This window comes from Streptomyces endophyticus (assembly GCF_035798155.1).
GTDB classification, from domain to species: domain Bacteria; phylum Actinomycetota; class Actinomycetes; order Streptomycetales; family Streptomycetaceae; genus Streptomyces; species Streptomyces endophyticus.
Genome location: NZ_JAOZYC010000104.1, coordinates 1 through 14,923 on the forward strand (window position 1 = coordinate 1; position 14,923 = coordinate 14,923).

Sequence of the window (14,923 nt, forward strand, 5' to 3'; positions counted from 1 at the left end):
CCCTCACGCGATGTCCCCCGCCCCCAACACCCCTCCGGAGAGCCACAGATGAACCCGAAGCCCCGCGTGACCTCCACGTCCCGACCCACCACCGCGCGTACCGGCGCCCGCGTCGCCGCCGTCGGCGCAGCGGTGCTCTCGCTCGCCCTGTCCGGCTGTTCGGCGGCGCCCAGCCCGGCGGGCGGCTCCGCCAGTGGCGGCGCGCTCACCACGAACCTCGGTTTCGCGGGCACCACCATCAACCGCAACTTCAACCCGTTCGCCCTCAAGCCGACGCAGGGCACCTTCGGGTTCCAGTACGAGGCACTCTTCGACTTCAACATCCTTGAGGGCGGCAAGTTCACGCCCTGGCTGGGGAAGAAGTACGAGTGGGCCGACGGCGGCAAGAAGATCACCATCCATCTCGACGAGCGGGCCAACTGGAGCGACGGCTCCAAGCTCACCGCCGACGACGTGGTGTTCACCCTGAACTACGTCAAGAAGCACAAGCTGCCCCCGACCTGGGCCTTCGACTTCTCCAAGGCCTCCGCGCCGGACGAGCACACCGTCCGGATCACCTTCGACTCACCTGCCTACTCCAAGATCGACAGCATCGGCGGGACCACCCCGGTGCCCGCGAAGATCTGGAAGAAGAAGGACGGCGCGAAGGACACCAACCCGAACCCGGTCGGCTCGGGACCGTACACGCTCAAGCAGTACAGCCCGCAGCAGCTCACCTTCGAGGCCCGTGACGACTACTGGAAGCAGAAGAACGTCCCGGTCAAGACCGTGAAGGCGCCCATCATCACGCAGGCGTCCGAGGTGCCCAAGCTGCTCAGCGGGGAGCTCGACTGGAGCGGCGGCGTCGTGCCCGACGTCAAGAAGCAGTACATCGACAGGGACCCGAAGAACCACCACGCCTGGTACCCCACCTACGGCGGGCAGTTCATGTTCTTCAACCACACCAAGAAGCCGTTCACCGACGTCCACGTCCGTAAGGCGCTGTCGCTGGCCGTCGACCGCGGCCAGCTCCTGAACGTGACCAACCCGGGGATGTTCAACACCCTCAACCTCACGGGCCTCGACTCGAAGACCCAGGGCAAGTGGATCGACGACAAGTACAAGGACGCCGAGCAGCCCGAGGCCGAACTCTCCAAGGCACTCGCCGAGTTCAAGAAGGCCGGCTACACGAAGAAGAACGGCAAGCTCGTCGACGGCAGCGGCAAGCAGCTCAGCTTCTCCATCATGGAGGTGCAGGAGTGGGGCGACGCCATCCAGTTCGACAAGGTCCTCGCCTCGCAGCTGAAGAAGGCGGGCATCGACGTCAACGTGAAGCCGATCGCGGCGGCGCAGATCGACGCCAAGCGCAAGTCCGGTGACTTCGACGTCACGATCGGCGGCGGGGTCTACTACTCGACGCCGTACAACTTCTTCAAGGACATGCTCTACAGCGAGAACGGCGGCATCTGGACCAACTACGGCCACTACAAGAGCAAGAAGGCCGACGCGCTGCTCAAGGACATGGCGAGCGCCAACGACGCCGCGACCGTGAAGAAGTACTCGGCCCGGTTCCAGAAGATCATGGTCGACGAGGTGCCCGCCGCGCCGCTGATCACGATCGGCGTCTCCTCCGAGTACAGCAGCAAGAACTGGACCGGCTGGCCGACCGCGAAGAACCCCTACGCCCAGCCCGCCCCGTGGGGCGGCGGCGTCGACGCCATGAGCATCCTGCTCAACCTGCGCCCGGCGAAGGGCTGACCGCCATGGCCACCGCCCCCGTGCTCACCCCCGCCGCGGCAGAGGCACCACCACCCGCCCGGCGCACCGCGGCCGGCCGGCTCGGCGCCGCCCGCTACTTCCTGCGGCGCCTCGGCTTCTACATCGGTGCCGCCGTCGTCGCCGTCACCCTCAACTTCCTCATCCCGCGCCTGATGCCGGGCGACCCCGCCTCCGCGCTCATCTCCCAGATGCAGCAGAAGCAGAACCTGTCCGCCGACCAAGTGACCAGCATCTACCGGCTGTTCGGCGCGCCCGGCGCACCACTGTGGGACCAGTACGTCACCTACCTCGGCCAGATCGCCCACTTCGACTTCGGGGCGTCCGTCGCCTACTACCCGACGCCCGTGTGGGAAGTGATCCGCTCCGGCCTTCCCTGGACGATCGGCCTGGTCGGGCTGACCGCCGTACTCGCGTTCGTCATCGGCACCTCGATGGGCGTCCTCGCGGGCTCCCGCGTCGGCTCGCGCTTCGACTCCTTCATCACGCCCGCCTCGATGTTCCTCGGCGCGCTGCCCTTCTTCTGGGTCGCGCTGCTGCTGGTCATGGCGTTCGGAGTGCAGCTCAACTGGCTGCCGATCAGCGGCGCGTACGACGGTGACCTGGCGGTCGCCTTCAACGGCCCGTTCCTGATGAGCGTGGTGACGCACGGCATCCTGCCCGCCATCACGATGGTCGTCGCCTCGTTCGGCGGCTGGCTCGTCGGCATGCGCAACATGATGGTGACGACCGTCTCCGAGGACTACGTGCTCCTGGCGCGCGCCAAGGGCCTGTCCAAGGCCCGCGTGATGTTCCAGTACGCCGCCCGCAACGCGGTCCTGCCGAGCGTCGCCGGCTTCGCCCTCACCATCGGCTCCGCCGTCAGCGGGCAGATCCTCGTGGAGATCGTCTTCTCGTACCCCGGCGTCGGCTACCTGCTCTACCAGGCCGTCTCCAGCGTCGACTACCCGCTGATGCAGGCCCTGTTCCTGATCGTCTCGCTCACCGTGCTCGCCGCGAACTTCATCGCGGACTCGGTGTACGGACTGATCGACCCGCGTGCGAGGGAGACCCGCTCATGACCAGGTCGGTACGCGCCCGGCGGCGGCTGCCGAAGCTGCCCGGGAACCTCAAGGTCCGCGTCGGGATCACGATCATCGTGTTCTTCGCGCTGTTCGCGGTGTTCGGGCCGTTCGTCGTGGAGAACCTGATGGGGCTCTCGCCGGGCGACGTCGACACCAGCGCGGCCATGGAGCCGCCCTCCGGGGCACACCTGCTGGGCACCACGGCCAACGGCGAGGACGTCTTCGCGCAGCTCGTCGTCGGCAGCCGCGTCTCGCTGCTCGTCGGGCTCGTCGCGGGCGTCGTCACCACGGTGTTCTCGGTCCTGGTCGGGGTGGCCGGCGGCTATCTCGGCGGGCGCGCCGACTCGATCCTCACCGTCGCCACCAACATCTTCCTGGTCATCCCCGGCATGCCGCTCCTCATCATCGTGGCGAGCTATGTGCAGGGGCGCGGCGGCTGGCTCACCGTGGCCCTCGTCATCGGCCTCACCGCGTGGCCGTGGGCCGCGCGGCAGAAGCGGGCACAGACGCTGTCCCTGCGCCACCGGGACTTCGTGGCCGCCGCCGAGATGACCGGCGAGAGCCGCTGGGGTGTCATCACCCGCGAACTCATCCCGTCCCTCGCGCCGTTGATCTCCGTGAGCTTCCTCGGCGCGGTCGTCGGCTCGATGTTCGCGGACGCCGGGCTGTCCTTCATGGGCCTCGGCAACATCAACATCACCAGCTGGGGCTCGATGCTGTACTGGGCGCAGAACGGGGCCGCGCTCACCCGCGGCGCCTGGTGGTGGTTCATTCCGCCGGGCGCGTGCATCGCCCTGGTCGGGGTCGCCGCCGGGCTCATCAACTTCGGCATCGACGAGGTGTCCAACCCCCGCCTGCGCAAGCCCTCCAAGCAGGTACGGGAACGTGCCCGCGCCGCCCGTCTGCACGCGGCAGGCGCCACCGCCCCCGCCCAGGCCACGCCCGTGAAGGAGGCCACCTCATGAGCGCGACCCCTGGTACGCCGCTGCTCACCGTCCGCGATCTGCACGTCGACTACTTCGACCAGGAGAACCCGGTGCACGCCGTCCGCGGCGTCGACCTCACACTGCGCCGCGGCGAGACCCTCGGCATCGTCGGCGAGAGCGGCTGCGGAAAGTCCACCCTGGTCACCGCCATGACCCGCCTGGAGCGGCCGCCGGCCGTGACCACCGCGGGCTCGGTGATCCTGCACGGCCACGACGGCGCCGACAACACCGACATCCTGCGCCTGACCGAGCGTCAACTGGCCGCGCTGCGCTGGGAGAAGATGGCCATCGTCTTCCAGAGCGCGATGAACGCCCTCAACCCCGTGCTCCGCCTCGGCACCCAGTTCGCCGACGTGCTGCGCAAGCACCGCGGCCTGTCGAAGAAGGCGGCATGGGAGCGGGCGGGGGAGCTGCTCGGCATGGTCGGCATCCCCGCCGACCGGCTGCGCTCTTACGCGCACGAGCTGTCCGGCGGCATGCGTCAGCGCGCCACCATCGCCCTCGCGCTCGCCTGCCAACCCGACCTCGTCGTCATGGACGAGCCGACGACCGCCGTCGACGTCGTCATGCAGCGCCAGATCCTGCGCCAAGTGGCACGCCTGAAGCGCGAGTTGGGCTTCTCGGTGGTGTTCATCACCCACGACCTGTCGCTGCTCATCGAGATCGCCGACCGGATCGCCGTGATGTACGCGGGCAAGATCGTGGAGACGGGGCCGCCGCGCCGCCTCTACGAGGACCCCCGACACCCGTACACCACCGCACTGCGCGGCGCCTTCCCGCCGCTGCACGGCGAACGCCGCGAGATCACCGGCATCCCCGGCTCGCCACCCGGCCTTCGCACCCCGCCGCCCGGATGCTCCTTCCACCCGCGCTGCGCACAGCGGCTCGACGCCTGCGACCGCGAGGAGCCGCTCCTGCTGCGGCTCGGCGGCGAGGCCGGAGACGTCGCCTGCCATCTCCACCGGAACCCCGCCACGACCCCGGAAGCCGAGGACCGTCATGCCCGCACCTGAGACGCTCCCGGTCCTGGAGGCCCGCGAGGTCGTCAAGCGCTTCCCGATGCACGGGCCCGGCGGCCACGGCAAGGAGGTCAAGGCCGTCGAGCCGACCTCGCTCGCCCTGCACAAGGGCCGCATCACCGCGCTCGTCGGCGAGTCCGGCAGCGGAAAGTCGACGCTCGCCCGGATGCTCGCCCTGGCCTACCCGCCCACCGAGGGCGAGATCCGGCTCGACGGTAACGTCGTCAAGAAGGCCAGGACCGCGAAGGCGAAGCGGGCGTACTACCGCCAGGTCCAAATGATCTTCCAGGACCCGTTCTCCTCGCTCAGCCCGGTCCACAAGATCCGCTACATCCTCAGCCGCCCCCTCAAACTGCACGGCCTCGCGTCCGGCGCCGAGGACACCGAGCGCCAGATCCTCCAGCTCCTCGAACGCGTCAACCTCACACCGGCCGACCAGTTCATCGACAAGTTCCCCTACGAGCTCTCCGGCGGCCAGCGCCAGCGCATCGCCATCGCCCGCGCGCTCGCCGCCCGCCCCAAGGTGCTCCTCGGCGACGAGCCGATCTCCATGCTGGACGTCTCCATCCGCCTGGACATCCTCAACCTGCTCGGCAGGCTCCGCGACGACGAGGGCCTGGCGATCCTCTACATCACCCACGACATCGCCAGCGCCCGCTACTTCGCCGACGAGATCAAGGTCCTGTACGCGGGTCAGCTCGTCGAGTCGGGACCCGGCGACGAGATCGTGGCCAACCCCCAACACCCCTACACCAGGCTCCTGTTGGAATCGGCCCCCGACCCCGACCGCGGCGGCTTCCTCGACGAGCCGGACGTCTCCGACGACGAGGAGACCCTCGGCGAACCCCCGAGCCTCGTCGACCCGCCCTCCGGCTGCCGCTTCCGCACCCGCTGCCCCCTGGCCAAACCGGTCTGCGCGACGGCCTTCCCGGCCAGGACCCAGGTCGACGAGAACCACTGGGTGCACTGCTGGGCGCAGGACGAGCAGGACGCCTGAGCCCGACCCGTACGACCCCGAAAGGACCCGCGTTGCGATCCGACGCCCCCCTCGCACCGACACCGCACCAACTCGCCTGGCAGCGCATCAACACCGGCGCCTTCTTCCACTTCGGCATCAACACCTTCCACGGCCAGGAGTGGAGCGACGGCACCCTCCCGGCGTCGTCCTTCGACCCCACCGACCTCGACGCCGAGCAGTGGGTCGAAGCCGCCCGCGCGGGCGGGGCCCGCTACGCGATCATCACCGCGAAACACCACGACGGCTTCTGCCTGTGGCCGACGAAGACCACCGACTACTCCGTCGCCTCCTCGCCGTGGAAGGACGGGAAGGGCGATGTCGTCGGCGAACTGGCGGCGGCCTGCCGGGCGGCCGGGCTCGGCTTCGGGGTGTACCTCTCCCCGTGGGACCGCCACGCGCCCGAGTACGCCGACCCGGCCGCGTACACCGAGCTCTACACCGAGCAGATCCGCGAGCTGTGCACCTCGTACGGACCGCTGATGGAGCTGTGGTTCGACGGCGCCGGCTCGGACGGCTATGAGTACGACTGGACCGCCATCATGGCCGTCGCCCGCAAGCACCAGCCCGACGCCATGGTGTTCAACATGGGCGACCCGACGATCCGCTGGGTGGGCAACGAGGACGGGCTCGCGGCCGACCCCGTCGAGTACGTCGTCGACCACACCCAGATGAGCAACTACACGGTCGTCACCGCCGAGTTCGCCGAGGCCCTCTACCTGCCGCCCGAGTGCGACGTGTCGATCCGGCGCGGCTGGTTCTGGCACCCGGACGACGAGCCCAAGTCCCTGGAGCACCTGCTCGCCATCCACTACCGCTCCGTGGGCCTCGGCGCGAACCTCCTGCTCAACCTGCCGCCCGACACACGCGGACGGATCCCGGACGCCGATGCCGCGCGGGTGGCGGAGTTCGGCGCCGAGGTCACGCGCCGCTTCGGGACGCCGGCCGCCACCGCCGAACTGACCCGCGGGGACACCTGGACGGCCTCCCTCGGGGGCCCGGTCGCCTTCGACCACATCCGGCTGCGTGAGGACCTCACCTACGGGCAGCGCGTCGTACGCCATGTGGTGCGGGCAGGCGACCGCGTCCTCGCCGAAGGGCTCACGGTGGGCGCCGGACGCATCCACCTCACCGAGCCGGTGACGGCATCCGAGCTGACCGTCGAAGTGGTGGGCGATGGCGCGGTGTTGGAGTCCGTCGAGGTCTTCGAGACGGGCGTGCGGGAGCTACCGCGGGTTCCCGAGGGATATCGGGCGCCGACGGATCGGCCGGACGAATGAGAGGGCACGGGATCGTGGAACTGACGGGCGAGGGCTGGACGCTGCGTGGCACCGATGCCACCGGAGACGCCGGTGACATCGAGGTACCGGCGGTCGTGCCGGGATGCGCACACACCGATCTGATGCGGGCCGGGGTCATCCCCGACCCGTACCTCGGCACGAACGAGGCGCAGGCGCAGTGGGTCGGGCTCGCCGACTGGGAGTACAGCAGACACTTCGACGTGGCCGCCCGGCCCGACGGCTCGCGCGTGCACCTCGCCTTCGATGGACTCCAGACGATCGCGACGGTCCTCGTCAACGGCACGGAGGTCGGCAACACCCGCAACATGCACCGCCGTTACCGCTTCGACGTGACCGACGCCGTACGGCCCGGGACGAATGAGGTCACCGTGCGCTTCGCCTCGTCCGCGCGGGCGATGCTGGCGGCGGCCGGCGACGATCCGCTGCCGTACGACTGGTCGTACCCCTACAACGAACTGCGCACGATGGCCTGCGAGGGCGGCTGGGACTGGGGTCCCACGCTCGTCACCGCCGGGATCTGGCGGAACGTACGCCTTGAGGTGTGGGACACGGCCCGCGCGGACGTCGATGTCACCACGACCCTGGACGAGGACCTGCGGCGCGGAACGCTCGTCGTCGGGCTCGCCGTGGAGGGCGGCCCGTGCGAGGCGGAGGTCGCCGTCGCGGGACACACCGAGCGCTTCACGATCGACTCAACGGGGCGCCGACAGCTGACTGTTGACGTACCGGAGCCCGAGCCGTGGTGGCCGCGCGGCTACGGCGCACCCACGCAGTACGACGCGACCGTGCGGCTGCTCGACGAGGGCGGCAAGGTCCTCCAGGAGACACACCACCGCGTCGGCTTCCGGCACATCGCCATCGACACGACACCCGACGAGCACGGCCGTGCGTTCACCCTGCGGGTCAACGGCCGCCCGGTGTTCTGCAAGGGCGCCAACTGGATCCCCGACGACCTCTTCGTCTCCCGCATCACCCCCGCCCGCTACGAGACCCGCGTCGACCAGGCCTGCGCCGCCAACATGAACACCCTGCGGGTCTGGGGCGGCGGCATCTACGAGGACGAGGCCTTCTACGCGGCGTGCGACGCGCGCGGCGTCCTGATCTGGCAGGACTTCATGTTCGCCTGCGCCGCCTACCCCGAGGAGGAGCCGCTGCGCTCGGAAGTGGTGGCCGAGGCCGACGACGTCGTCCGCCGCCTCGCGGCCCACCCGAGCGTCGTCGTCTGGAACGGCGCCAACGAGAACCTGCTCGGCCATGAGGACTGGGGCTGGCGCACGCAGATCCGGGACCGCACCTGGGGCGAGGGCTACTACCGCGAGCTGCTCCCGGCCGCCGTGGAGGCCCACGCACCCGGCGCCGTGTACGTCGTGAACAGCCCCGCGGCGAGCGAGCCCGGCGTCCACCCGCAGGTCCCCGGCGACGGCCCGAGCCACCTCTGGGACACCTGGAACCTCCTCGACTACGCCCACTACCGCGACCAGATCCCGCGCTTCGCCGCCGAGTTCGGCTGGCAGGCGCCCGCCACCCGGGCCACGCTGACCGAGGCGCTCGGCACATTGCCCGACCGCCCCGACGACCCGGCCCTCCTGGCACACCAGAAACAACCCGGCGGCGAACGCCACCTCGTCGACCGCCTGAAGGCCCGCTTCCCCGACCCGGCCGCCATCGCCACGGACACCGACCGCTGGCACCTGGCCACCAGCCTCAACCAGGCACACGCCCTGCGCACCGCGGTGGAGCACTTCCGCTCCTGGTGGCCACGCACGGCCGGGGCACTGATCTGGCAGCTCAACGACGTCTGGCCCGCCCTGTCCTGGTCCCTGATCGACCACGGCGGCCGCCCCAAACCCGCCTGGTACGCGGTGCGCGGTGCCTTCGCCGACCGCCTCGTCACGCTCCAGCCGAGGGAAGCGGGGCTCAGCGCCGTCCTCGTCAACGACACGGACGAGCCGTGGACGGGCGAACTCGTCCTGCGTCGCGTTCATGTCGCCGACGGAGAAGTGGCCTGTACGGAAAGGGAGTTCACCGTGCCCGCGCGGTCGGTCCGCACCCTCCCCGTCGGCCCAACGATCACCCAGGCGGGCCGGCGCCGCGAGGAACTGGTGGTCGCGGACACCGCGGGGGCCGACCGCGCGGTCCACGTCTTCGTACGCGACGACGGCGTCCGCTGGCCCGCCCCTGACGTCAAGCACACCGTCGAGCACAAGGAGGACCGCGTGCTCGTGCACCTCACCACGGGAGTCGCGGTCGGTGACCTGATCGTCGAGGCCCCCGGCATGCGCGCGGACACGGCGCTGCTCACGCTGTTGCCGGGGGAGAGCGGGACGGTCGTGCTGCGCCCGGAGCACGAGGGGACCCCGCTGCCCAACAACGAGGACGTCTCGCTGCACACCCGGAACGGCTTCTTCGCCACGTGACAGCAACCGGAGGGGGTGTCTCCGGGTGGCTCGCTACAGTGGAGACATGAGTCGCCGAGCCACCCCCGCCACCCCCTCCGGAAGCGCCCCCGCCCGGCCCCTGCGGGCCGACGCCGAGCGCAACAGGCAGCGCATCATCGCCGCAGCCCGTGAGGTGTTCGCCGAGCGCGGCGTGGACGTCACGCTGGACGACATCGCCCGGCACGCGGGCGTCGGCGTCGGCACCGTCTACCGGCGCTTCGCCGACCGCGAGGAACTCATCGAGGCGGTCTTCGAGGACCAGGTGGAGCGGTTGGCCGTGGTGGCCGAGGAGGCGGCGCGGTGCGAGGATCCCTGGACGGGCCTCGAACAACTCCTCCTCGTCACCGGTCAGTACTTCGCCGACAACCGCGGACTGCGCGACGTCCTGCTGGACAGCGCGCCCGACAGGCGACGAGCGGTCTCCATGCGGGAGCGGCTCACCCCCGCGGTGGCCGCCGTGCTCACCCGCGCGCAACAGGCCGGCCTGCTGCGCGACGACATCGAACCGACCGACGTCCCGCTCATCCACGTCATGCTGATGGCCGCCGCCGAGCAGGGCCGGGCCGTCACCCCGGACCTGTGGAAGCGCTACCTCACCCTCATCCTGGACGGCCTGCGCCACGACCGGGAGCGGCCGACGCCGCTGCCGCAACGGGCTCTGGACCAGGGGGAGTTCGACCGCGCGATGAGGTGACCTGGCGCAGTCACCCGTTCACGTGCCGCCCCAGCGCCCCGATGAAGTCACGGAAGTACGCCTGGGTCACGCGGGCGTCCGGACCGGCACATCCTTGTCCGGTGCCGGGGAGGGTGTGCGTCGCCACCCGACCAGGAGCGACCTGCTCCGCATCGCCGGCCGGACGACCGCTGGGAGTCGCCGTCCAGACCTCGCCCTGCACGGTACGGAAACCGACGGCGCGTCCGAGGGCGTCGGCCGTGCGGTCCAGAACGACACCCGGGTCCGCGTCGGACTCGGCCAGCTCGTCGATGATCCGCAGTATCGCTTCGAGGTCGAGCGTGCGCGACACGGCGCCCCTACTCCTTCACCGCCCCACTCAACATCCCCTCGATGAACTTCCGCTGCAAGGCCACATACACGACCACCACCGGCAACGCGATCAGCACCGACGCCGCCGCCAGCAGCGTCGTGTCCGCGCTCTGTTGGCCCTGGAAGAAGGCCAGGCCGAGGGGGACTGTGCGGAGCGACTCGTCGCTGATCATGACCAGGGCCATCAGGAACTCGTTCCACGTCCACATGAACGTGATCACGATGAGCGTGGTGATGGCCGGGCGGCCCATCGGGACGAGGATGCGCCACAGCGTGGTCCATGAACCCGCGCCGTCGACGCGTGCCGCCTCGATGACCGAGCGGTTGCTGTTCATGAAGTACGTGCGCATCCAGAACACGCCGAAGGCCAGGGACTGCGCGGTCTGCGGGAGGATCAGCGCCCAGTAGGTGTCCGTGAGGTGGAAGTGCCGCAGGTCGAAGTAGAGCGGGACGACCAGCGCCTCCTGGGGGAGCGTGAGGCCCAGGACGAACAGGTAGAAGAGCGCCGTCGAGCCGCGGAAGCGCATCGTGCCGAAGGCGTAGGCGGCCAGGATGGACAGGATCGTCGAGGCCGTCACCACGACGACCGTCACCAGGACCGAGTTGCCGAGGTACGTGCCGAAGTGGACGCGCTGCCACGCCTGTTGGAAGTTGGACCAGTGCAGGGTGTCCGGGAGCGTGAAGCCGCCGCCCACCGCGTCCGGCGAGGAGAAGGCGGTGGAGAGGATGCCGATCACCGGGGTCAGTGCCAGGACCGCGAAGAGCGCCAGGATCGCGTACGTGGCCGTGCGTTCGATGCGGGAGGTCATGCGCGGCGCCCTTCGACGAGACGGGAGACCGTGACGGTCAGGGCGAAGATGAGGACGGTGAGCGCCACGCCGATCGCGGCCGCCGAGCCGACCTCGTTCAGTTCGAACGCACGGTGGTAGACCTCGTAGGCCGGAACGGACGTCGCGTTGCCGGGGCCGCCGCCCGTGGTGATGTAGATCAGGTCGAAGTTGCGCAGACCCGCGATGATCGTGAGGGTCAGGGCGACCGAGATCTCGCCCCGCAGGCCGGGCAGCGTCACCGCGAAGAACTCCCGCACCGCGCCCGCGCCGTCGAGCCGCGCCGCCTCGTACAGTTCGCGCGGGATGCGCTGGGCTCCGGCAAGGAAGAGGACCATGCACAGGCCCGTCATGACCCAGGTGCCGACGACGCCCACCGCGGGCAGCGCCCACGTGTCGTCGCCCAGCCACGGGCGGGCCAGGCTGTCCAGGCCCACGCCCCGCAGCACGTCGTTGAGCAGGCCGTCAGGCGCCAGGATCGAGCGCCAGGCCACACCGACGACGACCATGGCCAGGACCTGCGGCAGGAACAGCACCGTACGGAAGAAGGTCAGGCCGCGGACCCGGATGCGGGACATCGTCGCCGCGAGCAGCAGGCCGATGGTCACCGGCAGCGCCGCGTAGAAGACCAGCAGCACGAGCGCGTGGCCGAAGGGGGCGCGCAGGGTGGGGTCCGTGAAGAGAGCTGTGTAGTTGTCCAGGCCCGCCGACGTGGCCCGGGTCAGTCCGTCCCAGTGGAGGAAGGACAGGCCCACTGCCTGGCCGAAGGGGTAGAGGAGGAACAGGCCGTAGACCGCAAGCGCGGGCAGGACGTAGAGGTAGCCGATGGAGCGGGGTTCGCCGGGGGCCCGGCGCGATGGGTGCACACTCTTGGTCACGAGCCCGACGCTCCCGAACTGCCGTTGCCCTGCTGCTTCTTGATGAACGGGGCGTAGTCGGACTGGAGTGTGCGGGCGAAGTTCCGCGGCGGGGTCTTGCCCGCGATGAGGTCCTGGAGGGCCGCGGAGGTCGTGTCGTAGAACGTGGGTGTCGCGTAGTCCAGGTACGGGACCAGGCCGTCCGCGGACGTCAACTGCCGCCAGCCGTCGATCATTTGGCCGTCGGGGGACTTCGGGTCGAGGGCGTCGGCCGCCTTTCCGGGGACCGCGGGCAGGACGCCGTTCCGAGTCATCACGTCCGCCGCGTGCTCGCTGGTGATGAAGTCCAGGTACGCGGCCGCGACCTCGGGGTGCGCGGAGCGCGAGGTGACCGACCACGCCAGGCCTTGGCCGCCGGTGGTGACCGGCTTGCCGCCCTCGGTGGGCGGTGGCGGGGGCATGACGCCGAGGTCGTCGCCGAGTCGCTTCTTCAGGTCGGCCTGCATCCAGGTGCCGGTGATCGTGTACGCGCCCTGCCCGGCCATGAACTTCTTGTTGGCGTCGTCGTAGCCGAGCCCGTTGGCGTCCTTGGGGAGGTAGCCGCGGTCCAGCCAGTCGGTCAGCGTGGTGGCCGCCTTCGTCGTACGGGAGCCGGCGAAGCCGTCGCCGCGGCCGAGGACGGTGTCGCGGGCCTGCTCGGCGCCCTGCTGGTCCTGGAGCATGCCGAAGGTGTGGATCGCGGGCCACTTGTCGAGGTTGCCGAACTGGATCGGGAGCTCCCCGGACTTCTTGAGCTTCGCGAGAGTGTCGGTGAACTCCGCCCAGGTGCGCGGGGGTTGGACGCCTGCCTGCTTCAGGACCTTCTTGTTGTAGTAGAGGCCCACGAACTCGCCGGTCTGCGAGATCCCGTACAGACGGCCGGTGCCGAAGCGGCGGGACGCGCCCGGCTCCGCCACGGAGACCCGGTTGAGGTTGAGGAGCGTCGTCGGATAGCGGGTGTTCCACTCGTAGACGCCCGCGTAGTTGTCGAGCGGTGTGAGTAGGCCCGCCTCGACGAACGCCACCATGTCCGGGTAGCCCTGGTTGGCCTGGACGACGTCGGGCGGGTTGTTGCCGGACAGGGCTAGCTTGAGCGTCGTCTTGAGGTCGTCGAAGCTCCGCGAGACCCGCTTGATCGTGACGTTCGGGTACTTCTGCTGGAACTCCTCGTTGAGCTGCTCGATCTCGGCGTTGGTGCCGCCGCGGACCTCCTGGTCCCATACGCGCAGCGTCACGTTCCCGGCCTTCGCGGGGTCGGGGATGCCGTTGCCGCCGCCCGGTGCGGTGTCGCCGGCCGCGGCGCCCGAACCGTCGGTGCCGGGTGTGCAGCTCGCGGCGCCGACGGCGAGGGCGGCCGCGAGCATCGACCTCCGCGTGAATCTTGGGCTCATGGTGGTGTCTCCTACGCGGCGCGGAAGCCGAGGGTCGGTGTGGCGCGGCGGCGGGCCACCTCGTGCAGGCGGGCGGGGACGAGGTCGTGCAGGAAGCCGTAGCGGCGCGCCAGGTCCGCGGCGGCGGCGTCGCCGGCCTTGGCCCGCGCGGTCAACTCGCCCCACCAGGCGGCCACTTCCACCCAGCCCGGCGCGGACAGCGAACCGCCGAAGTGCTGCACGGACAGGGCGGCCGTGAGGTTGGCGAAGGCGAGGCGGTCGGCGAGCGGCCACCCGGCGAGGGTGCCGGTCACGAACCCGGCCATGAACACGTCCCCGGCGCCGGTCGGATCGAGCGCCTCCACCCGCAGGCCCGGGACGTCGGCGTGCTCCCCGGTGAGCGAGTCGACGGCGACGGCGCCCTCGGGGCCCTTGGTGACCACGGCGATGGGCACGAGGTCGGCCAGCCTGGCCACCGCGTCCTGCGGGGTGTCGGTGCGCGTGTAGTGCAGCGCCTCGGTGGCGTTGGGCAGGAAGGCATGGGCGTACGGGAGTCCGGTCAGCGTCGCGGTGTCCCAGCGGCCCGACTCGTCCCAGCCGACGTCGGCGAAGATCCGGGCGCCCTGGTCGTGCGCCTGCCGCAACCAGGCGTCCTCGCGGTCGGGTTCGAGCGAGGCGACTCCGGCGCGGGCGCGCGGCACGGTGTGCTCCAGCGGGGGCGCCGGGTGCTCGTGCGTCACCATGGTGCGCTCGCCGTCGTACGCCATGGAGACCGTCAGCGGCGAGTGCCAGCCGGGCAGCCGCTGCGAGTGGGTGAGGTCGACGCGCTCGACGTCGGCGAGCGACTCCCAGCAGTAGTCGCCGTACAGATCGGTGCCGAACGTGGCCGCCAGCGTGGTGCGCAGGCCCAGGCGGGCGAGCGCGGTGGCCATGTTGGCGATGCCGCCGGGGCTCGAACCCATGCCGCGAGCCCAGTTCTCGGTGCCGATGCGCGGGGCGCCGTCGAGCCCGGTGAAGACAAGGTCCATGAAGACGGTTCCCGTGAGGAACACGTCGTGTTCGGGATCGCCGGTGGCACGTACCCCCGCCAGCGGATCGATGCAGTCGCACACCGCCCTGCTCGGACTCACCGTCGTACCCTCCCTGTTCGCAGACGTCGGCCGATGCAGCGCGACGATGATCGATACCATGCACTTCCGGCCAGGCA

General features: G+C 70.3%; 13 protein-coding genes. 8 read left to right on the forward strand and 5 right to left on the reverse strand.

Annotated elements, in window-relative coordinates:
* The first annotated feature begins 48 nt into the window (after positions 1-48).
* The 8 genes from OKJ99_RS14970 to OKJ99_RS15005 are packed head-to-tail and all read left to right on the forward strand — an operon-like array spanning position 49 to position 10,272.
* Positions 49-1,737 carry an ABC transporter substrate-binding protein gene (locus OKJ99_RS14970; RefSeq protein ID WP_326016690.1) on the forward strand — a complete coding sequence of 563 codons (1,689 nt, stop codon included), beginning with the start codon at positions 49-51 and terminating at the stop codon, positions 1,735-1,737.
* Between the two features lie 5 nt (positions 1,738-1,742).
* Positions 1,743-2,816, forward strand: a complete 1,074-nt coding sequence (locus OKJ99_RS14975; RefSeq protein WP_326016692.1) for an ABC transporter permease — start codon at positions 1,743-1,745, stop codon at positions 2,814-2,816.
* Positions 2,813-3,784 (forward strand): ABC transporter permease, encoded by a 972-nt coding sequence (locus OKJ99_RS14980; RefSeq protein WP_326016694.1) that lies wholly within the window; start codon positions 2,813-2,815, stop codon positions 3,782-3,784. Before OKJ99_RS14975 ends, OKJ99_RS14980 begins: the two co-directional genes overlap by 4 nt.
* On the forward strand, positions 3,781-4,818 hold the full coding sequence (locus tag OKJ99_RS14985) for an ABC transporter ATP-binding protein (RefSeq protein ID WP_326016695.1): 1,038 nt from the start codon (positions 3,781-3,783) through the stop codon (positions 4,816-4,818). Before OKJ99_RS14980 ends, OKJ99_RS14985 begins: the two co-directional genes overlap by 4 nt.
* On the forward strand, positions 4,805-5,821 hold the full coding sequence (locus OKJ99_RS14990) for an ABC transporter ATP-binding protein (RefSeq protein ID WP_407700700.1): 1,017 nt from the start codon (positions 4,805-4,807) through the stop codon (positions 5,819-5,821). Before OKJ99_RS14985 ends, OKJ99_RS14990 begins: the two co-directional genes overlap by 14 nt.
* Positions 5,822-5,853: 32 nt before the next feature.
* The gene (locus tag OKJ99_RS14995; protein ID WP_326016696.1) at positions 5,854-7,119 is read left to right on the forward strand and encodes an alpha-L-fucosidase; all 1,266 of its coding nucleotides are present in this window, start codon (positions 5,854-5,856) and stop codon (positions 7,117-7,119) included.
* A complete protein-coding gene (locus OKJ99_RS15000) occupies positions 7,116-9,557 on the forward strand; it encodes a glycoside hydrolase family 2 protein (RefSeq protein ID WP_326016697.1) in 2,442 nt (813 codons plus the stop codon). The genes OKJ99_RS14995 and OKJ99_RS15000 overlap by 4 nt, the downstream gene beginning before the upstream one ends.
* Positions 9,558-9,603: 46 nt before the next feature.
* The gene (locus OKJ99_RS15005; RefSeq protein WP_326016698.1) at positions 9,604-10,272 is read left to right on the forward strand and encodes a TetR/AcrR family transcriptional regulator; all 669 of its coding nucleotides are present in this window, start codon (positions 9,604-9,606) and stop codon (positions 10,270-10,272) included.
* 10 nt (positions 10,273-10,282) lie between these two features.
* On the opposite strand, the gene OKJ99_RS15010 is transcribed toward OKJ99_RS15005, so the two are convergent.
* The 5 genes from OKJ99_RS15010 to OKJ99_RS15030 are packed head-to-tail and all read right to left on the reverse strand — an operon-like array spanning position 10,283 to position 14,846.
* Positions 10,283-10,603: a hypothetical protein gene (locus OKJ99_RS15010; protein WP_326016699.1), complete on the reverse strand. Its 321-nt coding sequence runs from the start codon at positions 10,601-10,603 to the stop codon at positions 10,283-10,285.
* 7 nt (positions 10,604-10,610) lie between these two features.
* Positions 10,611-11,432, reverse strand: a complete 822-nt coding sequence (locus tag OKJ99_RS15015) for a carbohydrate ABC transporter permease (protein WP_326016700.1) — start codon at positions 11,430-11,432, stop codon at positions 10,611-10,613.
* Positions 11,429-12,328, reverse strand: a complete 900-nt coding sequence (locus tag OKJ99_RS15020) for a carbohydrate ABC transporter permease (protein WP_326016701.1) — start codon at positions 12,326-12,328, stop codon at positions 11,429-11,431. The genes OKJ99_RS15015 and OKJ99_RS15020 overlap by 4 nt, the downstream gene beginning before the upstream one ends.
* Positions 12,325-13,737, reverse strand: coding sequence for an ABC transporter substrate-binding protein (locus OKJ99_RS15025; protein WP_326016702.1), 1,413 nt, complete (start codon positions 13,735-13,737; stop codon positions 12,325-12,327). The genes OKJ99_RS15020 and OKJ99_RS15025 overlap by 4 nt, the downstream gene beginning before the upstream one ends.
* Positions 13,738-13,748: 11 nt before the next feature.
* Entirely contained in the window at positions 13,749-14,846 is a 1,098-nt protein-coding gene (locus tag OKJ99_RS15030) for a carbohydrate kinase family protein (protein WP_326016703.1), read from the reverse strand.
* Positions 14,847-14,923 lie beyond the last annotated feature (77 nt).

Coding starts and splice junctions, on each gene's coding strand:
- OKJ99_RS14985 (WP_326016695.1), top strand. CDS start 3,781: ATGAGCGCGACCCCTGGTACGCCGCTGCTCACCGTCCGCGATCTGCAC.
- OKJ99_RS14980 (WP_326016694.1), top strand. CDS start 2,813: ATGACCAGGTCGGTACGCGCCCGGCGGCGGCTGCCGAAGCTGCCCGGG.
- OKJ99_RS14975 (WP_326016692.1), top strand. CDS start 1,743: ATGGCCACCGCCCCCGTGCTCACCCCCGCCGCGGCAGAGGCACCACCA.
- OKJ99_RS15000 (WP_326016697.1), top strand. CDS start 7,116: ATGAGAGGGCACGGGATCGTGGAACTGACGGGCGAGGGCTGGACGCTG.
- OKJ99_RS14990 (WP_407700700.1), top strand. CDS start 4,805: ATGCCCGCACCTGAGACGCTCCCGGTCCTGGAGGCCCGCGAGGTCGTC.
- OKJ99_RS15015 (WP_326016700.1), bottom strand. CDS start 11,432: ATGACCTCCCGCATCGAACGCACGGCCACGTACGCGATCCTGGCGCTC.
- OKJ99_RS14970 (WP_326016690.1), top strand. CDS start 49: ATGAACCCGAAGCCCCGCGTGACCTCCACGTCCCGACCCACCACCGCG.
- OKJ99_RS15005 (WP_326016698.1), top strand. CDS start 9,604: ATGAGTCGCCGAGCCACCCCCGCCACCCCCTCCGGAAGCGCCCCCGCC.
- OKJ99_RS15025 (WP_326016702.1), bottom strand. CDS start 13,737: ATGAGCCCAAGATTCACGCGGAGGTCGATGCTCGCGGCCGCCCTCGCC.